Here is a 23,530-nt window from a genome sequence, read left to right on the forward strand (position 1 = left end):
TAATAAAATTGCCTCTCCGAAAAGAGGCAATACAAAACAATTAACCATTTCTTCTACCTCCGAATCCAGATCGACTCGAATTTGAAGAACGCCCTCCTCCATGAGATGCTTTACCTCCCATACGAGCTATACGTGTACGTTCCGCTTTACTCATAGATGCAAAACCTCTTTTTGAAGTTCCTGATCCACTACCCGAACTTCTGCTGTTTCCGCTTCGAGAAGAACGATTACGAGAAGAGGAATTAGAAGATGATCTTCGGTTATTAGATTGTGAGGAAGAAGAACGATTTCCACGACCAGAAGAACGATTATTAGAAGAAACAAATCGACCCATACTATCTCTTTCTGGCATATTTCTTCTGTTATTTCTTCTATTGTCTTGGTAATCGTCGTCATCATAATCATCGTCATCATAATCGTCGTCATAATCGTCATCATCATAATTATCTTCTTGATAACCATTTGCAAAATCATCATAATCTTCTTCATAATCAGAAAAATCATCATCATAGTCTTCATCTTGCGAAGCATCATTAAAGCCATGATCATAACCCAGCTGATAGATTTCTTCTAATGTTGATTTTGCATTGCTTGAATTGTTGTGCGAATTGTGATTGTTTGAATTACTCCTTTTCATAATTGTAGTTTTGTAATTTACTACATAAATAGACTAGTATTATTCATGTAGTAAATTGGATTTAACTTTTATTGAAATACTAATTAGATTTCTTTCTATGCTAAATTATTCACATAAAGATTGTGATATTATGATTCAAATCATATCCGTTTAAAAACATTTATAAATCTTAAAATCAATATAATAAAAAAATACCCGCATTATTTTGCAGGTATTAGAAAAGAATAAAACATTAATAAGTGTGATATGTAAAAGTAATTAATTTAACCTTGATTTTTACCAATAAGGAGTCGTAATACTAACGAAATAAAAGCCATAAATAATAGAAAATGTACTACACCATAATACGAAATTCGCAATACTAAAAATAAAAAAGCCCAAAAAATGACTAAAATAACTGCTATTAAAATAAATGAATTTTTCATCATGAAGTAATTATTTAGACCAAAATTAACCTCATCTATTTCTTGTTTTTATGATTCAGGTCATATTTTATTAAGGAAAATTTGAATTTCTTACTTCGAGTTATTGTATAAAAAAATAAAACAAGCAAAAACGATTTATACAAATAATTTGTAGATTTTTAGGTCTAAAAAAAAAAGAAATAAAGGACTTTTTAATTAAAAGAAATTCAAAAATGCATTCTTATATCTGCAAAAATCACCTTGCAGTTTGTTGATTTCAATACGTAAAATAAAGATACTTGAACCTAAAATAAAGTAACCAAAGATTAGTTTTGAACGCATCAATTAAACTATTTTCAATAGATTATTTCACGTTTATTATAGAACTATTTTCATTATAATTTAGCTTCTAATTCAATGAAAATTTTAAATCTATAAGCGATAAGTTTCTGCCACAAAATTTACGTTTTACATGATTAATGATTATTTTCTTACTGAAAGTGTATAAACCGTATAGGGAAAAATCCTTTTTGATAAAAAATAACTGACAAAAGTTAAGGCAATTAAAGGCAACCAAAGTACATACGAATTAAAAATTCCGAAGGTTAAAAATATAGCAGTGAAAGAAGCGTGCAATGTAGCTCCTACTGTTAATGCTACGCCTAATATTACAAAGTTTAAAACCAATACATCAGGCACAAAATACATTTTAGTCAACATTCCCACAATTAAACCTAAGCAAGCACCTGCAAAAATACTTGGTGCAAAAACGCCACCATCACCACCTAACTTCAGTGTTAAACCAGTTGTAAAAGGTTTTACAATGACCAAAATTAACGCAAGCAACGCTATGCTAAGTATATAGCTTTTTTCTTGTGTAAATTGAATAATGGTGTGATATCCTGATCCATATAATTCGGGTAAGAAATACAAAATACTTCCCAAGAAAATAGAACCGATAAGTAATTGCAATAATGGTCTGTGTTCAAAAAAAGAAGCCTTCTTTGAATATGTCACAACCTTTGTCATATATACACCGTAAACTCCCGATAACATACTTAATACAATAAAAAATGGTAGAGCTTCATACTTCCAATCGTGAACATACTGACTGAGATCGACCAACGGATGAACATTCATTAAGAAAAGTATGGCGGTTGCAAAAGCCACGCTAAGAATATGTGTAATCCAAAACACTTTTGTTTTCTGTTTCCTTATGGTTTCATACGAAAAAAACAAACCTGCCAACGGACTACAAAACAAAATAGTGACACCACTGGCAATAGCGGCTCCCATAAATTCTTTTCTGTATTTTTTAAAAATCACATCTTTTCGCGATGCCATATCACCCAAAGTTGCTGTTGCTACAACGGTTGAAACTTCTATTCCTGTGGTTCCACCAAAAACAACGGTAAGAAATCCATTAAAGAAATGCGACAACACTTTATATGAAGGAATCTTTTTCTTTGATTGAACTGCTTCTAATACTTCTGAAATTCCTTTATTCTTCTTTTTATTAAATACAAATTGACGTAAAACATAAATCAAGGCTAAACCAATAAAAGGAAAAACAATAAAAAACAATTGAAAATCTTTTGCTTTGTGTAGCAATAAATGTTCGTATTGTTCCACCAAAGTTTTAAACATTAACGTTAGCAAACCTACTACTATACCTACCAATGCAGAACACAAAGCAATACGACTCCATTTTACCCATTGGTAATTTTTTCTGGATACGTGCGTTTTAAAATTCATAAATACAAAAGGAGAAGCTTAGCTCCTCCCTACTTAATTAAACTTTATTATAAAGATTTTGGCCCAAATTCTTCAAAGAAAATTTGTTCCTCATTAACTTGGTTCGTTTTTAAATCGTCAATCATTTTTTCGATAAATGGACGAGGTCCGCATACATAATATTCAGCGTCGCTATCAAATTTCCAATCTTCTATTTTTGTAAAATCGATATGACCTTTCAAAACACTTGCATCTGCTACCGACTCTTCTACTATATCGTAAAATTGATATTTACGAACGTTGGGATGATTGTTTTGAATATTTTTGATTTTATCAGCAAATGCATGTACTTCTTTGTTACGACACGCATGTATCCAAACCACATCTTGTTGCGCTTCTTCGTTCAAATCTAAAGTTTCTAACATAAACAACAAAGGCGTTTGACCAATTCCACCGCTGATAAATACTTTTTTGTTTGTATTTTCTTGTAACACAAAATTACCTGCAGGAGCGCTCAGTTCAACTTCACTACCTTCAACAATATGATCGTGCAAAAAATTACTAATCATACCATTTACTGCAATGTTTGGCCCTTGTTCACGTTTTACAGAAATACGGAAATACTCAGCATTTGGCGCACAAGAAATGCTATATTGACGAATTTGTTCCAAATTCATTTCAGGTAAAAATACTTTGATACTTAAATATTGCCCTGGTAAATGATTTGGAATTGCTTTTCCGTCTTTTGGTTTTAAGTAAAAAGAAGTGATTTCGGCAGATTCTTCTACTTTACTTTTCACAATAAATGTACGCCAACCTATCCAGTTACCCGTTTCTTCTTTTTTGTTTTGATACATTTTCTGTTCGTGCCCAATCATCAAATCTGCCAATTGATTATACGCTATAGTCCATGCTTCAAGTACTTCCTCTGTAGCTGCGTACTGTAAAACTTCTTTAATCGAAGCCAACAAATGTGTACCTACGATCTCATATTGTTCAGGTTGTATATTTAAACTGCTATGTTTGTGCCCAATCATATCTATAACAGGCATTAATACTCCTGGATTTGCAATATTTTCGGCATAAGCCAAAACCGCCATTGCTAAAGCTGTTTGTTGTTTTCCCGAATGCTGATTTCCCATATTAAACAGGTTTTTCAATTCAGGATGATGTGTAAACATTCTCTTATAAAAATGTTTGGTAAGTGCCACTCCGCCTTCTCTTAATAAAGGAACAGTTGCTAAAATTATTTGTTTATTTTGATCTGTAAGCATAATTAATTTTATAATTGTGCGGCAAATTTAGGCTGACAATTTATAGTGCTTCTATGACTGCAATCATAAAAACATGTTGATATTTTTAATTACGACCATGGTTGAATTAGCTGTTAAAATGAGTGGTGAACGTGTATTAGTTTCAGTTTTATAAAGAGATATAAATGACAGTGTTGAAATGTCTTGATAGATAAATTTGATGTGATATTAATAAAACAATTGATCTAAATTTGAAAAAATAAAGTGATTATATGAAATATATCACCAGAAGTACAATTATGATTAAAAGACTTATAAAAAAAATCCGAAGAAGTAATAATTTCTCCGGATATAATAGTTAAAAATATAGTGCTTAAAAACGAAATTAATTCATCTTTTCTTTTATTGAATCTACAACATAATACACCATAGGTACTAAAAAAACTGTCAATGCCAATGATGAAAGTAAACCTCCGATAATTATCCACGCCAAGCCATTTTTCCATTCTGATGCTGTTCCACTCGCCAATGCAATAGGCAACATCCCAATCGCCATAGATAAAGTTGTCATCAAAATTGGTCGCAAACGTTCTTTTCCTGCTAAAATCAAGGCTTCTTTGTAATGTATTCCACTGCTTTTTAGTTGATTTGTAAAATCTACGATTAAAATTGCGTTTTTTGTGACTAATCCCATTAGCATAATCAATCCAAGTAAAGCAAATAAACTCATGTTATTTAGAGACAAATTCAATGCTAAAAATGCACCAATAATTGCAACAGGTATAGCAAATAGCGCCACAAAAGGATAAATAAAGCTATCATATAAGGCTACCATAATCAAATAGATAAGTAAAAATGAAATTAATAAAACCGAACTCAATGCTCCAAAACTATCATTTTGTCGTTTAATTTCGCTTCCCCAAGTGAGTTCCATATTTGCAGGTAAAGGGTTATTTTCAAGATAAGCGACAACGTCATCTGCCACTGTTCCAGAAGGTCTACCTAAAGCATCTGCCGTTAAGGTTACTGCTGCTTGTCTGTCTTTTCGTTCTAAAAGTGAATGCGAATTATCTCTTTCAATTGCTGCAAACTGAGAAACCTCGATCGGAATACCCATTGGATTGATTATATGAAGTTGGTTAAGGTCATCATAATTTTCTCGACTAAATTTATCCAACCAAATACGAACAGGATATTCTGTTCCATTTTCAGTTAAAATAGCATCGTCATTCCCCGTAAAAGCTGTGCGCAAATTTGTACCCACATAAGCTGTCGTTAAGCCTAAACGTTGCATTTTATCTTTATCTGGAATTATTTTCAACTCTGGACTTCCTGTCTCGACTGATAATCGAACATTATCTGCGCCAGGAATCTTTTCAATCATAGCTTTTAAATCATGACCTGATTGTAAAACTTGCTCCAAATCGCTTCCACTCAAAGTAATTTCTATCGTTTCTGTTTTAGGGACTAAACCAATAACTGTAATAGAAAAACTAATACCTGTATATTCTTTTTGCAAATCTTCCCTTAAATTTTGCATAAATTGTTCTGTAGAGAGGTTATTAATTTGATTTTTAGGCTTTAACTGAATATTCAATTCGGTTTTGTTGACAGCACCAACTCCAATGCTTCCTATACCTGTACTTGGTCCACCTACATTACTAAAAACAGCTGAAACTTCGGGTTGATTTAGAATATAATTTTCTATTTTTTGTGACACTAAATTATTTTGTTGAATAGAGGTACTTTTATCAAACTCCAATGCCAATCGAAACTTTCCTTGATCGCCGGTAGCGATTAATTCTTTTCCTATAATTCCTTGTTTCATCATTACCGCAGTTCCTACAAATAGTAACAAAACAAATCCTGTAAAAAGCAATTTATGACCTAAAACCCAATTTAAAGTTTTGCCATACCAATTGATAAATTTGTCTAACTGATGTTCAAACCAAAGTAAAAAACGATTAAAAATAGTCGTAGGTTGTAAATCTTCTTTTTTTCCAATGCGTGAAGCTAACCAAGGAGTTAACGTAAACCCTACCAATAAACTTGTTAACGTAGAAGTAATCACTACTACCGAAAACTGTTTGAGCATATCGCCTACAAAAACTTGTAAAAATAAGATGGGTAAAAATACCACTACATCCACCAATGTAATAGAAAGTGCTGAAAAACCAATTTCCATTCGTCCGTCCAAAGCTGCAGTTGTTTTATCCTTTCCTTTATCCAAATGACGTTGAATGTTTTCTAAAACAACAGTTGCATCATCCACCAAAATACCAATAATTAAAGACATGGCAAGTAAAGTCATCAAATTAAGCGTATAACCTAATAACCACATCACTGCAAAAGAAGTAATTAAAGAAGTTGGAATAGCGACCAAGACAATCAATGCATTTCTGAAACTACGCAAGAAAAGTAACATGACCAATGCAACTAAAATAACAGCTAAAATCAAATCATACATCACCGAATTAACAGCTGCAATAGTTGTATCCGTACTATCGTCAGTGACTATAAATTGTACATTAGAGCTTGAATTTTGTTCTTCGATCGATTGGAACTGTTCTCTTATCAATTTCGAAACATCTACGGCATTGGCATCTCCTTGTTTCTTAATCAATAAACCTATCCCATTTTTACCATTGTAACGACTGTAAGAAGTAATTTCTTTCACTCCCTCTTCTACAGATGCAATATCTTTAACGTAAATCGGACTATTTGGAAAAGGCATTGCAATTTGTACATGTTGAATTTCTGAAAGTGTATTAAATTTCCCAACTAATCGAACCGAGTTATTTTCTTGGTCAGTTTGCAATTTACCAACAGGAATATCAATTCCAGAACGATTAATGGCTTCCACTATTTGATTCATAGAAATTTTGTAAAGCTTCAGTTTTTCTTTATCTACTTTTACTTGAATTTCTCGTTCTTCTCCACCTAAAATGGTAATTTCGGCCACTCCTTTTAATTGTTGAATTTGCGGTAGAAAATCGTCTTTCATTTTCTGGTAAAATACAGTCGATTCTAAATCGCTTGTTGCACTCACCGACATTATAGGCAAATCATTAGGTGACACTTTGCTCATCACAGGACTCTGAATATCCTTTGGTAAATCCTTTCGAATATTATCAATATAGCGTTGCGCATCCTGCATTGTTTTATCCAAATCTGTTCCATATTTAAGATTGGCAATGATCACAGAAGCGTTGGGCAATGATTTTGTAATCAAATAATCTACACCTTCTAAATTAGAAAGTGCATCTTCTATTTTTCGGGAAACAGAAGTTTCAACTTCATTGGGTTCTGCTCCGGGATAAGCAGTACGGATAACCACAACAGGTTGATTAAAATCGGGCATCAGTTCATAGCTCAAATTCTTAAAACCAATGATTCCTAAAAGCGTAAATACACTAAAAAGTACAATGATCAATGAAGGCCTTTTAATGGAAATTTCTGAAATGTTCATTATAACTGATTTTATTTTATTGTGATATTCGCTCCATCAAAAAGGTTGATAAATCCATTGGTTACAATTACATCTCCTTGGTTTAAACCGCTTGATACAACTGCTGAATTACCTACATTTTTTCCTACAGTAATTGGTTGTATGATTGCTTTTCCATTTTTTATCAAATACACTTTTAGCTTGTCTTTTTCTTTGATAATTGCCGAAGAGGGAATAACAATACCTTGATTCTGTTTGCTATCAGAAAGACTTAATTTACCAAACATTCCTGCTTTTATAGATAAATTATTGATGTTATTTACATGGAATTGTATAGGAAAACTATTACCACTATTAGCTTTACTTCCAATCATTTTAGTCGTTACTACAAGTGGAAAATCGGGATAAAGATCCGCGCTAATTTTATAAGCTTGATTGGTTTGAAAATAAATCAAATCATTCTCTGGAATATTGATTGTAAAACGTAAACTGCTTATATCTGTAATCTGCAATAAAGGAACTGCAGGCGCTGCAAAACCACCAACCTCATTTAATTTAGCTGTAATCACTCCATTGAACGGAGCCTTAATAGCTGTTTTTCTAATTTGTTCTACTAAACTTGCTTGCTGTATTTTGGCTGATTTTAGATTTAATTTCGTTTTTTCCAACTGAATACCTTGTACTGCATCGGCTTCTGCTAAAATTGTATAACGTTTTACATCATTTTCTAAACCTTCAATCTGAACTTCAATTGTTTGTAACTGATATTTTAACAACGAGTTATCCAATTGTACAAGGGTTTGCCCTTTCCTTACTTGGCTTCCCATATCTACTAAAACAGCATTAATTTTTCCTTGAATATCCGAACTAATTTTAGATTCTTTATTCGGTTCAAAAATTCCTGTATAGGAATTCTCTGTATCTATCGCTCGCAAACGAATACTGTCTACACTTACAACAATCGGTTTTTCTTTATTGAATTGATAAACCTTACTTTCGGTAGTTTTCTTATTGCTTGTAAGTCTAAAAACAACCAATCCGATGAGAATAATCCCCACTATTATCCAACTTATCTTTTTCATATTACCTAAATTAACGATGTATAACTAAGCACTAAAAAATGAGTAGCGCATTTAGTTTACTACGTTTAGTTTTTAATGATTCCTTTCAGTTTTTTTATTTCTAAATCAGCTTTTAAATAATCCATTATAGCCAATAAATAATTTTGCTGCGCTTCTCTAAGTGCATTGTCTGCCAATAAAATATCCGTTAATGTTGCAACACCTTGTTTCTGTTGTAGAATTGATTGTTCGTAAATTGACTGGGCTAAATTTATTTGATTTTTAGTGTTGATGATTGTTTGTTGTGCCATCGTTTTTTGTCGTTCACTATTCTCTATCTCTACTCTATTTTTATCATCAATCAATTGCGCTTGCAGTTCGTTATTACTAATTTCTAATTTTTTCTGATTGATCTTTTGAAGAGTAACCGTTCCGTTGAAAATTGGATAATTGAGTTGTAAACCTACAAAGCCAATGGGATAAAATTTAAGAAAATTATCTGGTGCTTTATCATAACCAAAACCTGTTGTTCCATACGAAGCAACCAAATTAATTGTCGGAAGAGTTTTTGATCGATTTAAAACAGTTAATTCATTGTTTAATAACTTATTCTGAGTTTTGACAATTTCAAAATCAACTGTATTTTCTCTTGTATAATGGTTCAGCTGTTGTTCTTCCAATTCAGCAATTACGTCCACATCTTGTTCCATAGGAATTCCAATATTCAATTTCAACATATTTAATATTGAACTGTATTTATTCGATACATTTTCCTTTTGTGTACTAAGTTGATCAGCTTGCAATTGTATTTTACTAACATCTGTTCCTTTTGCCAAAAGTTGTTCTTTCAAAAGTTGCATATTCTTTAATAGCTTTTGTGTATTTATCCAATTACTATCCAAAAAATCAAGTTGATTTTTAAGAATTTGAGCATTGTAATACAAGGTCGTAATGTCGTATAAAACTTGTTCTTCCGATTTTTGAAATTGAAGCTGACTAAGTTCATTGGCGATTTTAGCATTCTCAATTGCTCCATAAACCTGTGGATTATACAAAGGCATTGTCAATCGGACATTTGCATTGATATTATGCGGTACGCCAAATTGTATATTTCTGAATTGTCCTTCGGGCACTTGCGGATTAAAGACATTCATTGGCATCAATTGTGTAGGCAATTCTATAAAATAATTATAATCAACATTTGCTGCAATTTTCGGAAGCAAATTAGCTTTTGCTTCTTTTTCCTTGTACGTACTGATATTGATGTTGTTTTGATTGACTTTCAACGTTTTATTATGCAGAATTGCCGAATCAATGCATTGCTTTAATGTCCAAACTTCTTGTGCCTGAACTGTATGCCATCCGATAAAAAAGAGCGGAATGATCAATAGTTTGCGAGCGTTCACTAACATTTTGGAGTAAATTTTTTTATTTTAAAAGAATTAAATGTGATTTACAAGTTGCATTTAACCAATGTTTCACATGAGGTTCTATAGAAATATAATCGCCTTGTTTTAAAGTAATTTGTTGCCCTTTTTCATCTTCGTAAGTTGTTATCCCACTAACGCATACAAGAAGTGCTGCTGTTTTTGTAATATGTTCTTTTAAAATAGCTTTTTCTTCTAATCGAATAGCCGTCGAAGTTCCCATTTCTCCTTTAAATAATAAAGTTGCTGAAACTTCTTTTTCCTGTTGATGTAATTCTTCTAAATTCATTTGAAATTTTTATGATAATCTTGATATGATTGTTGCAAATTTGTAACCGCATGCGTTGCTTTTGCTGAATCGGTTTCTGCTTCTAATGTTTTAACTATTTCCAAGTGTGGAAGTAACCATTTGTGCAATTCATCGTGACTCTTTCCTTGCATTGTACAACTTTTTATGAGTTTACTGTTTTCAGATTTAATTTCTTCTGCAAGTAACTTATAGTCTGTACCATTCGTTTGGATATAAGTATTGACTAATTCTTCACCCTTCGATACAAAAGGTTTCATTTCTTCATTCACTTTCCATTTTTCGCCATTGTTTAGCTCGATAATATCAGAATTTTCGTTGTGCTGATGAGCTGTCTCATCTTGAACTTCTGATTGCATTGCATTTTTTTCTGATGTAGTGTTACAACTCCAAAAGAGCATGACACTCATTGCTACTACAATTGTTTTTTTCATGTCCTAAAATATTTATTGTTTCTTATTTTCAATCATTTCTAATAGAGTTTCTAAAACTATTTTTCCATCATTTACCAAATCTGTTGAATGCCCCGAAATTTTCCATTTCAGTACAGTCATTCGTATTGACCCAAGAATAATAGTTGTAAGAGTAGAAGCATTAATTCGTTTATTATACTGACCTTCTCTTTGCCCTCTTTCAATATTAGACTGCACAAATTGTTGCATTAATTCTATTATTTCAGAAACTTTATTGCTTAAACTTCCGTCAAAATGAAAAATACTTTCTGCGAAAATGACACTTACAATTGCTGGTTTTTCTGTAAATGTTTGCAATTGAGAATTAAAAATAATTCTAAGTTCTTCTTCTGCTGTTGCATTATGATTCATGATAATAATACTGATACGCTTCTTCATTTTCGTGATGAAATAATGAAGTAGACAAAGTAAAATTTCATTCTTACTTTTGAAATGACGATACAAAGCAGGCTCCGACAATCCAATATCAGCTGCCAAAGTTTTGATGGTAAGGTTTTGAATCCCATATTTATCAATACGAGCTGTTGCTGCTTCCATGATTTCGATCTGTCGATCTGTAAAATTTTCCATCTGAATTAATCGTTTCTATTAGTGGTTAGTTAGTATTCACTCGCAAAAGTAACAACTAATAATTTATCGTACAATTATTTTTGACTTAAAACTTTTAAATCTATCTTGTATTTGATTATTTTTTTCCTTTTAACTACTATTTTCAATAAATAAAGTCAAAAAAAACAACTGTAAATCCTGGTATTGATTGTCATAAATTCAACACTACATTACTCATTTTTTTAATTTTATAAACGCACTTTTCAGCCAAAAGAAATCGTGAAATTTCTTTATTAATCTTATTTTTGCAAAATAATTTTGTCTTTAAAAAAATATAAATTTGAGTAATATAGTCAATTGGATAAGTTGTAAAGCTTGTAACGGTCATGGAACAAAAAGTCAAGGCGTTTCGAAAAAAAAACTTTTACGCTATGAATTTGCTCTCGCTCAATATAATAAAGATAAGAATACTCGCTCTGCTCCGATAAAGCCAAAAAAATCCATGCAAATTTGTACTTCATGTTCAGGTACTGGATTGACCATTCATAATGAACGTCCTGTAGCGGATGAAAACAAGTATCCACATGTTGCGATAATAGGTGCTGGAATTGGTGGTATTGCGTTAGCTTTAGCCTGTTTGCATCGACAAATTCCTTTTACTCTTTTTGAAAGAGATCGCACGTTTAATGATCGTTCGCAAGGATATGGTTTAACATTACAACAAGCGAGTAAAGAGATGAAAAAGTTTGGTATTCCTACTTTAGATAAAGGCTTGATTTCTACTTTACACTTGGCGCATACAATTGATGGTAATGTGATTGGTGAATGGGGATTAAGAAAACTAATTCATAAAGAATCTGTAGAAACAAGAAACAAGAATAAACCTACTAATATTCACATCGCCAGACAATCTTTGCGTTTAGCTTTCTTAAATCAATTAGGAGGAAATAGTCACGTTTTATGGAACCATCAATTAATTGATTATAAACTAAATGACAAGATTGAATTAACCTTTGATGTTGATGGTGTTCAACAACATTTTAAAGCCGATTTATTGGTTGGTGCAGATGGAATCCGAAGTTCGGTTCGTCGAACATTGATCAAAGAAGAAATAAATCCTTTACGTTATTTGGGCTGTATTGTTATTTTAGGAATATGTCAATTAAGTGCATTAGAAAATTTAAATAATCCCTTATTAGATGGCTCAACTGTATTTCAGACGGCTAACGGAACAGAACGTATGTATATGATGCCTTATGATGAAAATGCAGTAATGTGGCAATTTAGTTTTCCTATTTCAGAGGAAGAAGCAATGGAATTAAGTAAAAAAGGAGCTAAAGAATTAAAAGCTGAAGTCGTAAAAAGAACACAATGGCATTCTCCTATTCCCCAGATTATTGCTGCAACTGAAACCGAAAAAATCACAGGATATCCTGTGTATGACAGAAATCTATTAGAACAAGATTTATTAAAAAATGCGGGGCCAGTCACTTTACTTGGCGATGCTGCGCATCCCATGAGTCCTTTTAAAGGACAAGGTGCTAATCAGGCGTTGTTGGATGCGTTGTTATTAGCAAAAAAGATTAAATCCGTTTGTCAAAATCAAGGAAAAAATCATGATTTGCGTAACGATATTTTACAACCTTACGAAAAAGAAATGATTGAGCGTAGTAGTGTGAAAGTCAAAAAATCGGCAGAAGCTGCAAAATTTCTGCATTCGGACATTGTTCTCAAAGAAGGAAATGTAACCTTTGGGTCGAAATGGTCTTCTAATTTAGAGCAATAACTTAAAAACAATTATATTCTAAAATAATAAAAGAGGAACCAAAATTCCTCTTTTTTCATTTTAAATTTATAACTGATTAGACCAATTGATAAGCTGTGTCATCTTTTACATCACTAATAACAAACGTACTATGAGAACTTCCAATAACTTTGATCGTTGTTAGTTTATTCACCATAAAATCTCTGTATTCGTCCATATTCTCGAAAGACATTTTTACAATGTAATCATAATCCCCACTAACATGAAAACAAGCTTGAACTTCTTTCAAATTTTGAATTTCAGTTTCAAAAATTCGAATATTATCTGCCGAATGTTGCTGTAATTTGATGTGACTAAAAACAAGTAACTCTTTATTTATCAACCTTCTATTAACTAAAGCTACGTATTTAGAAATAATTCCTGATTTCTCTAATTTTTTTATTCTTTCATGAATAGCAGTTGATGACAAGTTCAACTTATCAGATAATTCTTTGTAAGTAATTTTACTATTTTCCTGCAAATACATCAGTAGTTGTTGATCGAGAGTATCAAATTTCATTGTACAATTATTTTTTTTCTAAAGTAACAATATTAATTTGAAAAATAATCTAAAAAAACAACAAAAAGTTATCATCCTTAGAAAATATATTCTAAAATTATTCATTTTCATTATTTGTATTCTGAAATTCAATTCAATCCTCATAATAGTCTACTAAATTAATAGAATAATAATTCATCTTTTTCTTTTCTAATTCATTTTATTCATTGTATATTTGAACTCGAAAAAATCGAGAGGAAAGATTTGACTGATTGCAACCTCATAAAATAATTGCTAAAACAGGACTTCAGTTATTTCCTCCCCTCATATATCTTAAAAAAATATAGAAATGTCATATTTATTTACATCAGAATCAGTTTCTGAGGGGCATCCTGATAAAATTGCCGATCAAATTTCTGATTCAATTCTTGATCACTTTTTAGCATTTGATGCTAAAAGTAAAGTAGCTTGTGAAACCTTAGTAACAACTGGACAAGTTGTATTAGCAGGAGAAGTAAAATCAAATTCTTATATTGATTTACAACGTGTAGCAAGAGAAACTATCTCTGAAATTGGTTACACTAAAAGTGAGTATATGTTTGATGCAAACTCTTGTGGAATTTTTTCTGCAATTCACGAACAATCTCCAGATATTAATCAAGGTGTTGACAGAAATTCTGATGAAGAACAAGGTGCAGGTGACCAAGGAATGATGTTTGGTTACGCAACAAGCGAAACAGAAAACTATATGCCTTTGGCATTGGATTTATCGCACAGATTATTAAAAGAATTGGCTCATATTCGTAAATACGAAAAAGATTTATTACCTTATTTACGCCCAGATGCTAAATCTCAAGTAACAATTGAGTATGATAACGACAACAAACCAGTTCGTATTGATACAATTGTTATTTCTACTCAACACGATGACTTCGCTAACGAAGAAGCGATGAGAGATAAAATTACAAATGATTTAATTAGTATTTTAATTCCTCGAGTTAAAGCACAATTACCAGTTCATTTGCGCGATTTATTTACAGATAATATCACTTATCACATTAATCCAACAGGGAAATTCGTTATTGGAGGACCTCACGGAGATACAGGTTTAACTGGTCGTAAAATCATTGTTGATACTTACGGTGGTAAAGGTGCACACGGAGGTGGTGCATTTTCTGGAAAAGACCCATCAAAAGTAGACCGTTCTGCAGCTTATGCGGCTCGTCACATTGCTAAAAACTTAGTTGCTGCTGGTGTTGCAGACGAAGTATTAGTTCAAGTTTCTTATGCTATTGGTGTTGCTGCTCCAGTTTCATTATTGGTTAATACTTTCGGAACTGAAAAAGTTAATTTAACAGAAGGAGAAATTTCTAAAAAAGTTTCTGAAATCTTTGACATGAAGCCTTTCGCTATCGAACAAAGATTGAAATTAAGAAACCCTATTTACAAAGAAACTGCTTCTTATGGACATTTAGGTCGTGAACCTAAAACAGTTACAAAACGTTTTGAATCAGCTAACGGACAAGATGTTGTTGAAGTTGAAGTTGAATTATTCACTTGGGAAAAATTAGACTTTGTAGATCAAATAAAAGAAGCTTTTGGCTTATAAGCTGAAATTTTTATACCCATAAAAAATCCACTCAATGAGTGGATTTTTTTTATGATTATTATTACTTTATTCCATTAACCAACCAATACGAATCACCAATTTGATAAGATATATTGATACTATCTTTTGTCATTACAATGAATTTCGTTGGTGACCAATTTACATTTCGAAGTGAATTAGAACCTGTCATTTCCATCTCAATATCCTCAATAGGATCAACATGTTTGTTATCTGCTGTTTCAAAATCAAACCTGTATAATGTGTTATTTTTTGACACTCTTACAGTACCGCTGTCCTTTACTTCAGTTCCCAAAGAATCTCGAAAAATAATAAATCGTCTTTCATATTTTTCTTTGTAAACTATATTTTGGCTATCATCTTCATTAGAACACGAAAATAAAGTCATCAAAATAGTCATCAAAAATATACTCGTTCTCATTCAACTCTTCTTTATACATTTAACTATTTTCAGCAAAAAATATTGCACAAAAAAAGACGTTCTATTTTAAACGTCTTTCCTTCTACATTAATTCGTTACTTATCTTGTTGCATTAGCAGTCCAAACTTTTCCATCTCTTGTATACAAAATCGTTAGTTTATCACTATCAATTCTAATGTACGAAGTCTCATCAGCACCAATACTCACTAAAGTATTATCACCTTTTTTCTCAAATTCAACTCCATTTAAATCAGGAATTTTATCCGAAAAAGCAAAATTGTATTTTGTACCACTTGCAATTTTCGTTACAAATACACTACCATTATCAGAACTTAGTCGATTATCTCCGTCAGTATAACTAATACTTCCTTTATAAGTTCCTGCAAAAAAATCATTATTTGCTGGATCATCGTCATCACTACAAGCTGCAAAAATGAATAAAGCGAAAAATGTTACCGCTAATAATTTCAATAGATTCTTCATGTTTTATATTTTTTTGGGTTTTATATGATTGATATTTTCAATTATAATACCATTAAATGTTAAAGAAAATCAATAAAGTAAATTTTAACATTTTTAACTCTCGCAAAAAATCGTACTTTTGGAACAATATATAATACCTATAAACATGAATTTATTGCAAGGTAAAACAGCAATCGTTACAGGCGCAACTCGCGGTATTGGAAAAAGTATTGCTGAAGTTTTTGTGAAAAATGGCGCAAACGTTGCCTTTACTTATGCTTCTTCTGTAGAAAAAGCTAAAGCTTTGGAAGAAGAATTGGGACAATTTGGTAAAGTTAAAGGTTATCAGTCTGATGCTTCTGATTACGAAGCGGCTCAAAAATTAGTTGAAGATGTAATTGCAGAGTTTGGTCAAATTGATATCGTAATCAATAATGCTGGAATTACAAAGGATAATTTATTGATGAGAATGTCTGTAGAAGATTTTGAGAAAGTGATTCAAACGAATCTTAATTCTGCTTTCAACCTAACTAAAGCAGTTATCAAACCAATGATGAAACAACGTTCAGGATCTATCGTAAATATGTCTTCTATTGTTGGAATCAAAGGAAATGCTGGTCAAGCAAATTATGCCGCTTCTAAAGCAGGATTAATTGGTTTTTCTAAATCAGTTGCTTTAGAATTAGGTTCTCGCAACATTCGTTGCAATGCAATCGCTCCAGGTTTTATCGAAACAGAAATGACTGAAGTTTTAGACCAAAAAGTAGTTGAAGAATGGCGTAATGGTATTCCATTAAAACGTGGAGGACAACCAGAAGATGTGGCTAATGCATGTTTATTCTTAGCGTCAGATTTATCAAGTTATGTAACAGGACAAGTTTTGAGTGTAGACGGAGGTTTACATACTTAATTCTTAAAAATATCATACTTTTTGAAAGGTTTTGTTTAGTAAATTTGCTAATCAAAACCTTTTATAATTTAAGACAACTACGTTGAGAAAAATATCAAATAAATTAAATGTTCAATTGATTGCTGAAACTTTTTTGGCTTTTGGAATTGATTATATCGTACTATCGCCGGGATCTCGAAATGGAGCATTAACGATGCAGTTTGCCAATGACAAACGTTTCAAAACTTATAGTGTTATCGACGAGCGTTCGGCTGGATTTGTTGCGTTGGGAATGGCACAGCAACTTCAGAAACCTGTTGTCGTTTGTTGTACTTCGGGTTCGGCAACTGCAAATTATTACCCAGCGATTACAGAAGCTTTTTTTCAGAATATTCCTCTAATTGTCCTATCTGCTGACCGTCCTGAACATTTGGTAGATAATTTTGATGGACAAACCATTCGTCAAAATAATTTATTCGAAAAACATTCTGTTCACAACGTTCAATTATCAGAAAGTGAGGAAACAGATGATTTGACACGAAATATGTTGTTGACGAAATATGCATTGATTGATTGTATGCATAAATCGGCACCAATTCATATCAACATGCCATTTTCTGAGCCTTTATACGAATCTGTTTCTACGCCCGATATAGAAATTGATAACATCACAATTGATGAAAAAGTATATCCTGAAATTGATGTTATTGATTTTATGAAACGTTGGAATTCTTCGAATCGTAAAATGATTTTGGTTGGTTTGCATCATCCAAATGCCAAATTTGATTATTTGCTTAAGCAATTAGCACAAGATGATTCGGTTGTTGTACTAACAGAAGTTACTTCAAATCTTCATAATGATCGTTATTTTAATAAAATAGATCAGGTTATTTTTCCCTATTCAGAGGAAGAATTAGAAGCTTTGAAACCAGATATTCTTTTGACGATTGGACAAAATATAGTGTCTAAAAAGATCAAAAAGTTTTTGCGTGAAAAACAACCAACGCAACATTGGCATTTAGATGAATATTGGCAACCAGATACATTTCAGGCTTTAACGGACAAAATTGAAACAAAACCTGAATTCTTTTTAGAGCAATTTGTGCCATTTGTCAATCCAAAAGAATCGGATTATTATACAACGTGGAATTCGATTAGAGAAGCAAATAATATCAAACACAAAGAATATATCAATATGATTCCGTTTTGTGATTTGAAAGCCTTCGATTCTATTATTCGAAATTATCCTGAAAATTGGCAAATTCAATATGGAAATTCTACTGTTATTCGTTATGGATTATTATTTGATCACAACGATTCGAATCCTGTTTTCTGTAATCGTGGAACAAGTGGAATTGATGGCTCTACTTCTACCGCAATTGGTGCTTGCATCGCTTCTGAACAAAATACAGTAATGATAACAGGCGATATTTCATTCTTTTATGATTCGAATGCGTTATGGAATGTTAATTTACCTTCTAATTTCAGAATTATTTTGATCAATAATGGTGGTGGAAATATTTTCAAATTTATTCCTGGTCCTTCCGAAACAGATGTTGTCGAAGATTATTTCGAAACCAAACATCATTTCACAGCAGAACATTTAGCTAAAATGTATGATTTTGAATATGAAGTCATTTCAAATTTAACTGATTTAGAAAATTCTTTCAATAATTTTTATGCAGAAAGTACTCGTCCTAAAATTTTAGAAATTGATACGCGAAACGCATCGAATGATGCTATTTTGAGAGGATATTTTTCTTTTATAAAATAGATGAAATCATATAACAAAATAACCTTCAAAAATTTGAAGGTTATTTTGTTTGCACATATTTCTTTATGTTTTGCATCATATTTATCCAAGCATTTTCTGAATGTGATCGTTCAAACTCATCAGCGAAATCTTTACCTTCAATTGATAAATACGTAAAATTACCCACAGATTTTAGATTGAAAATCACTTCAATTTCATGATCAGAGTTTTGTTTTTTGTAATTGTAACGCAATCGTTCATTCTCTAAAATAGACGTTATGAGTGCCTCATCTACAATTTTTTCATTATTCTTCTGCGTTTCAAAAATAATCTTCTCTCCTACTTTCCACTCGTTACAACTCATTTTCATATCGTCAAAACACGCACTAAATGAATCTTCATTTGTCAATACTTTCCAAATATTTTCGGCAGAACTATCTATCGAAATATTTAGCAACACTTCATCTTTTTCCATTCTTTATTCTTCTAATTTTTTATATTCTTCCAATTTATTTTTATAATTCACCGAAACTCTAATTGCCAATAACCCACTTAATCCTTGTAAATCATCTATTTCAAGATATTCGATATCATTTTTAAGAAATCCCTTTTTTATCAATAAATTAATATAATTTGTATATTCTTCTCTCAAAATATCTTCGGTATAAATAATACAAATTTTATGTGGCTGATTGATGCGTTCATTTGAACCTTTAACAAAAGCCTTGCTCAATCTTTTCTTTACGATTTCGTATTTTGCATTGTTGTATCCATTAACATCAAAGCGTTTTTCGTCTAATTTAAACAAAATATCAAGCGTCGTATTGGTTGCATATAGTAACGAAGCAACTTCCAATTTTAACGGATTTTTTTTCTGAATATTTTTGTAACCTTGCTCCAAAGCAATCATCGCTTGCAATTGCCAATACCTTATTTCTCGAATATTTTGGTACGAAAATTTATTTAAAGGCGCTATACTTCGACCAACGTATAAATTATAATCAATTCCATCCGTTTTAAATCGTTCATAATAATGAGGAAAAATCTCTTGCGCATCCTTCTGAAAAGCATCCAATTTATTCGACAAAAGAGAATTTGTCATGGCAATAGACTGATCAAACTTTTTGCGTTCCACATAATATAAACCTGTGGTCGAATCTAATTTATTCAGATATTCTTCTATAATTGATTTCTCATCTTCTTTGACATATTTCGGAATTTCGGGATGTATTTGAAAAGAAATATAATCAAATAATTCACTTTCAAAATAGATTTTATCGACATTATCAATTCGTTCTAAAAAATTTTGCAAATCTTCAATATAACTCAAGAATTTCACTTTATTCGAGCGTTTATGCAATTCTTTACAAATCAAGATCAAATAATTTAATTGATTGATATAATCCATTTTCAGACATTCATTGCGAATATTGGATGAATTTCGCACATCCAATTCACCGTAAATTGGATAAACATTTTGAAAAGAAATTTGAGATTTTTGTTTCGAATTTCCTCGATTTAATAGATGTTCCTTAGCTTTTTCTCTAAATTTCCAATCAACACTTGGGTGCAATGAAGTATATTCGGTTTGGATATAAGCGTTAATTTGATTTTCAAATTCTACCGAATAGCGGTAAATAGATTCTTCTAAAAGCGGTGTAATTTCGCGTAAAAGATTCGCATTAATTCGATTAAAAACTCCAGTTTCTTTTGAAGCAATTTCTAAAACACCAAGACATGAATTTCCATTTTTAAGTGGATAAAGAATTAAACTCTTGATTCCTGAATTTTTAGCAATTTGCAACATTTTGTCTTGAGGAAATTTCGTAAAAGCTGCATCAACACTTGAAACAACATAATAATCAGCTTTCGAAATTTTATTTTGTAAATCAGTACAAGCGATATCAGTTAATTTCAATTTTTTACGATGATCCATCAACAAACTATTATTTAATTGCAAAAGATGGCTAATCTCCAATTGATTTTTATCTGAATTGTAAGCAGAAAAACCAACCTCAAGTTCATTGATTCGAAATATTGATTTTAAAGCCGAAATAATATCAGATCTCACAATATCAAAAGGTTCTCCGTAAGATAAAAGTTTTGACTTCAAGTTAGAAAGTGCGATTTCGGTTGTGTTATCAAAAAATGATACCAAGTTAAACCCTTTGGCAATCCACGAACCAATCGGAATTTTTTTCATCCACAAGGAAGTGTCTTCGTAATTATTCAACAAGTCATCAATTTCATCTTCAGACAATTCGAATTTGTTTTCAGAAGGAAATATTTTAAAATAATCATGATTAATATCCGTTCCCAAATAGGTTTTGTAACCATTTTCATTTTCTATAACCAATTGATTGGATAAATTGAATTCTAAATTTTTATGGTAATATTTTGATAAAATAAAACAACAACAAAACTTATAGAATGTTTCATAATCAAGGTGTTCATAATTAAATTTTAAGCTTGATGTCTTGTTCTCTATGAATTCCTTTAATCGATCGGTTGCAAATATAAATTTATCCGAAAACGGGAAAGTTATTGCTTTCAGGTTATATTTAATAAAAGGTTTTGGAATAATTTTATCGATAATTGGTTCTACATTATGAATTAATTTTTCAAAATCTTCAAATGTTTCCACTCCATCAATCAATTCTGGACGAGTTACTTTTAGGTATTCTAAAAAGGCATTAAACTCTCCAAAATTATATTCAGACGCTTCGAGTTCCTTGAATAAAGTCTCGAACGAATAAATAATTTTTATAGGTAAATTATCTATAAAAGGTTGTTCCATATATTTCTCAAAAATAACAAAAGACTACTTTTTAGCAGTCTTTAAGTTATACATATTATTTGTAAATTATCGTGTAAAAACCAATTTTTCTTCGGTAGATAAATTCTCATCAAAACGATACCCATCTACATCAAATGCTTTTACTTGATCCAATGTTTCAACATTATTTTCTGCACAATAACGCGCCATTGCTCCACGAGCATGTTTAAAATACATCATGATTTTTTTCAATTCACCGTTTTTGTAATCCTGAAATTCTACATCGATCATTGGTGCTTTTAGTGATTTTTTATCCAGAACTTTCGCATATTCATTACTCGCTAAATTTAGGATAAACTCTCCCTTCTTTAATTTTGAATTAAAAAATGACGTTAAAATTTCTTTCCAAAAACCATATAAATTCTTAGAACCATGCACATCTAATTTGGACCCCATTTCTAAACGATACAACATTACTTTATCAGAAGGTCTCAACATACCATATAAACCAGAAAGTAAAAAAGCATTTTTATTGAAATAATCTAATGCTTCTTCGTTTAACGTTTCTGCATTTAATCCTCTATAAACCTCGCCTTTAAAAGCTAAAGCTGCGGGAATAGCTTGTTTAGCTGTTGGCTTTATCGTCCAATTTTGATTACGTTCTACATTCATAGCAGAAATATCTTTCGAAATTTTCATCAATTTTTCAAGATCCTTTGCACTCATTTCTTTCATTACATCCATAATTTCTTGTGATTGTGCTAAAAATTGTGGTGTAGTCGCTCTCCATTTTGCATTCGTTTCAAGATTCATCATCTTTGCTGGAGATAATAATATTTTCATGTTTTCTTTTCTTCAAATAAATTATAAATAATCTTCAATATCACCTTTACCTTCACGCAAAACTTCTACGCCATCTGTCATATCAACAACTGTCGAAGCAACATTATCACCGTAACCGCTATCAATTACAGCATCTACTAACTTTTCCCATTTCTCAAAAATTAATTCGGGATCAGTAGTATATTCCACAATTTCATCTTCATCATAAATAGATGTTGATGCAATAGGATTTCCTAATTTTTCGACAATCAATTGCGGAACAGCATGATTCGGCACACGAATACCTACTGTTTTCTTACCTTTATAAGCGACAGGTAAACTGCGTGAGGCATTCATAACAAAGGTAAACGGACCTGGCAATGCACGTTTTAAGATTTTGAACGTACTATTGTCAATTGGTAATGTGTATTGAGATAAATGGCTCAAATCATTGCAAACAATAGAGAAATGCGACTTTTCGAGTTTAACGCCTTTCAGGCGCGCTAATTTTTCCATTGCTTTAAGATTTGTAATATCACAACCTAATCCATACACTGTATCGGAAGGATAGATAATCAAACCTCCATTTTGTAAAATTTTAACAACTTGATCAATTGATTTTTCTTGTGGATTTTCTGGATGAATTCGGATATAATCTGCCATTTGTAAATCTTTATCCAAAGATACAAAATTGACAACAAATCAATTCATGTATAGATTCTTGTTTTTTATTCACCGATTGAATTAATCAATGTAAATTACGTATTTTAAAATAACCAACGTCTCTATTAATTTAAAATTCAAGAATTTCAAAAACACATAATAAAATTTAATTAACTAATTTTCAATGTTTTAAGTTTTATAAAATCAGAATTATTATGATTATTGAATTATTTTATAAAACATATCAATGTTATAAATAACTTAGTAATAAACAATTAACACAAAGTTATATGAAAAATTTTTATTCAAAATTATTATTTATAGGAGCCTTATCACTCTCATTTTATACTAATCATGCAAATGCACAAGTTTATGCGATTGGTTCTGGACAAACAGCAACGGATGTAACTGATGATGGAAACATTATTACATTAAACACTTCGGATGTATGTTGTCAAAATAAATGAGACACCTCTTTCTAAAAATTAAGAGAGTGTTTGGTTTATAAATTTATTATTTTT

Annotated in this window: 21 protein-coding genes; 5 read left to right on the forward strand and 16 right to left on the reverse strand. The window is 31.3% G+C overall.

What is annotated here, in order from left to right:
* Positions 1-40: 40 nt before the first annotated feature.
* The 9 genes from HX088_RS09970 to HX088_RS10010 all read right to left on the reverse strand — a co-directional run bounded on the left by HX088_RS09970 (position 41) and on the right by HX088_RS10010 (position 11,314).
* Positions 41-637, reverse strand: a complete 597-nt coding sequence (locus tag HX088_RS09970; protein ID WP_286484065.1) for a KGG domain-containing protein — start codon at positions 635-637, stop codon at positions 41-43.
* A gap of 887 nt (positions 638-1,524) precedes the next feature.
* Positions 1,525-2,796: a chloride channel protein gene (locus tag HX088_RS09975; protein ID WP_286484066.1), complete on the reverse strand. Its 1,272-nt coding sequence runs from the start codon at positions 2,794-2,796 to the stop codon at positions 1,525-1,527.
* 47 nt (positions 2,797-2,843) lie between these two features.
* Positions 2,844-4,049 carry an NO-inducible flavohemoprotein gene (hmpA, locus tag HX088_RS09980; RefSeq protein WP_286484067.1) on the reverse strand — a complete coding sequence of 402 codons (1,206 nt, stop codon included), beginning with the start codon at positions 4,047-4,049 and terminating at the stop codon, positions 2,844-2,846.
* A 364-nt stretch (positions 4,050-4,413) separates the two neighbouring features.
* The gene (locus tag HX088_RS09985; RefSeq protein ID WP_286484068.1) at positions 4,414-7,497 is read right to left on the reverse strand and encodes an efflux RND transporter permease subunit; all 3,084 of its coding nucleotides are present in this window, start codon (positions 7,495-7,497) and stop codon (positions 4,414-4,416) included.
* A gap of 11 nt (positions 7,498-7,508) precedes the next feature.
* Positions 7,509-8,558: an efflux RND transporter periplasmic adaptor subunit gene (locus HX088_RS09990; RefSeq protein ID WP_286484070.1), complete on the reverse strand. Its 1,050-nt coding sequence runs from the start codon at positions 8,556-8,558 to the stop codon at positions 7,509-7,511.
* Between the two features lie 65 nt (positions 8,559-8,623).
* Positions 8,624-9,949, reverse strand: coding sequence for a TolC family protein (locus HX088_RS09995; RefSeq protein ID WP_286484071.1), 1,326 nt, complete (start codon positions 9,947-9,949; stop codon positions 8,624-8,626).
* A gap of 16 nt (positions 9,950-9,965) precedes the next feature.
* Entirely contained in the window at positions 9,966-10,253 is a 288-nt protein-coding gene (locus HX088_RS10000; RefSeq protein ID WP_188319933.1) for a cupin domain-containing protein, read from the reverse strand.
* Entirely contained in the window at positions 10,250-10,705 is a 456-nt protein-coding gene (locus tag HX088_RS10005; RefSeq protein WP_171622186.1) for a hypothetical protein, read from the reverse strand. The genes HX088_RS10000 and HX088_RS10005 overlap by 4 nt, the downstream gene beginning before the upstream one ends.
* Positions 10,706-10,717: 12 nt before the next feature.
* Positions 10,718-11,314, reverse strand: a complete 597-nt coding sequence (locus HX088_RS10010; protein WP_171622187.1) for a TetR/AcrR family transcriptional regulator — start codon at positions 11,312-11,314, stop codon at positions 10,718-10,720.
* Between the two features lie 319 nt (positions 11,315-11,633).
* Between HX088_RS10010 and HX088_RS10015 the strand changes: the two genes are divergently transcribed.
* Positions 11,634-13,079: an FAD-dependent oxidoreductase gene (locus tag HX088_RS10015; protein ID WP_286484072.1), complete on the forward strand. Its 1,446-nt coding sequence runs from the start codon at positions 11,634-11,636 to the stop codon at positions 13,077-13,079.
* 76 nt (positions 13,080-13,155) lie between these two features.
* On the opposite strand, the gene HX088_RS10020 is transcribed toward HX088_RS10015, so the two are convergent.
* Positions 13,156-13,617, reverse strand: coding sequence for an Lrp/AsnC family transcriptional regulator (locus HX088_RS10020; RefSeq protein ID WP_225539524.1), 462 nt, complete (start codon positions 13,615-13,617; stop codon positions 13,156-13,158).
* Positions 13,618-13,945: 328 nt separating this feature from the next.
* Here HX088_RS10020 and metK point away from each other — a divergent pair, with 328 nt between their 5' ends.
* Positions 13,946-15,205: a methionine adenosyltransferase gene (gene metK / locus HX088_RS10025; protein ID WP_286484073.1), complete on the forward strand. Its 1,260-nt coding sequence runs from the start codon at positions 13,946-13,948 to the stop codon at positions 15,203-15,205.
* A 61-nt stretch (positions 15,206-15,266) separates the two neighbouring features.
* On the opposite strand, the gene HX088_RS10030 is transcribed toward metK, so the two are convergent.
* Together HX088_RS10030 and HX088_RS10035 are read right to left on the reverse strand one after the other, a co-directional pair.
* Positions 15,267-15,644: a hypothetical protein gene (locus tag HX088_RS10030; protein WP_286484074.1), complete on the reverse strand. Its 378-nt coding sequence runs from the start codon at positions 15,642-15,644 to the stop codon at positions 15,267-15,269.
* Positions 15,645-15,743: 99 nt separating this feature from the next.
* Positions 15,744-16,127: a hypothetical protein gene (locus HX088_RS10035; protein WP_284583500.1), complete on the reverse strand. Its 384-nt coding sequence runs from the start codon at positions 16,125-16,127 to the stop codon at positions 15,744-15,746.
* 145 nt (positions 16,128-16,272) lie between these two features.
* Between HX088_RS10035 and fabG the strand changes: the two genes are divergently transcribed.
* A complete protein-coding gene (fabG, locus tag HX088_RS10040; RefSeq protein WP_171622256.1) occupies positions 16,273-17,016 on the forward strand; it encodes a 3-oxoacyl-[acyl-carrier-protein] reductase in 744 nt (247 codons plus the stop codon).
* 82 nt (positions 17,017-17,098) lie between these two features.
* Positions 17,099-18,769, forward strand: coding sequence for a 2-succinyl-5-enolpyruvyl-6-hydroxy-3-cyclohexene-1-carboxylic-acid synthase (gene menD / locus HX088_RS10045; RefSeq protein ID WP_286484075.1), 1,671 nt, complete (start codon positions 17,099-17,101; stop codon positions 18,767-18,769).
* 40 nt (positions 18,770-18,809) lie between these two features.
* Here menD and HX088_RS10050 read toward each other — a convergent pair whose 3' ends face one another.
* From HX088_RS10050 to HX088_RS10065, 4 genes are all read right to left on the reverse strand, one after another.
* Positions 18,810-19,223 (reverse strand): SRPBCC family protein, encoded by a 414-nt coding sequence (locus tag HX088_RS10050; RefSeq protein WP_171622194.1) that lies wholly within the window; start codon positions 19,221-19,223, stop codon positions 18,810-18,812.
* Between the two features lie 3 nt (positions 19,224-19,226).
* Positions 19,227-21,545 carry a hypothetical protein gene (locus tag HX088_RS10055; RefSeq protein WP_286484076.1) on the reverse strand — a complete coding sequence of 773 codons (2,319 nt, stop codon included), beginning with the start codon at positions 21,543-21,545 and terminating at the stop codon, positions 19,227-19,229.
* Between the two features lie 66 nt (positions 21,546-21,611).
* On the reverse strand, positions 21,612-22,367 hold the full coding sequence (gene yaaA, locus HX088_RS10060; RefSeq protein WP_171622196.1) for a peroxide stress protein YaaA: 756 nt from the start codon (positions 22,365-22,367) through the stop codon (positions 21,612-21,614).
* Between the two features lie 21 nt (positions 22,368-22,388).
* On the reverse strand, positions 22,389-23,009 hold the full coding sequence (locus tag HX088_RS10065; protein WP_171622197.1) for an L-threonylcarbamoyladenylate synthase: 621 nt from the start codon (positions 23,007-23,009) through the stop codon (positions 22,389-22,391).
* 290 nt (positions 23,010-23,299) lie between these two features.
* Here HX088_RS10065 and HX088_RS10070 point away from each other — a divergent pair, with 290 nt between their 5' ends.
* Positions 23,300-23,476 (forward strand): hypothetical protein, encoded by a 177-nt coding sequence (locus tag HX088_RS10070; RefSeq protein WP_286484077.1) that lies wholly within the window; start codon positions 23,300-23,302, stop codon positions 23,474-23,476.
* Positions 23,477-23,530 lie beyond the last annotated feature (54 nt).

Origin of the sequence: Empedobacter sp. 225-1 (assembly GCF_030328185.1) — a bacterium.
In the GTDB taxonomy this organism is placed as follows: domain Bacteria; phylum Bacteroidota; class Bacteroidia; order Flavobacteriales; family Weeksellaceae; genus Empedobacter; species Empedobacter stercoris.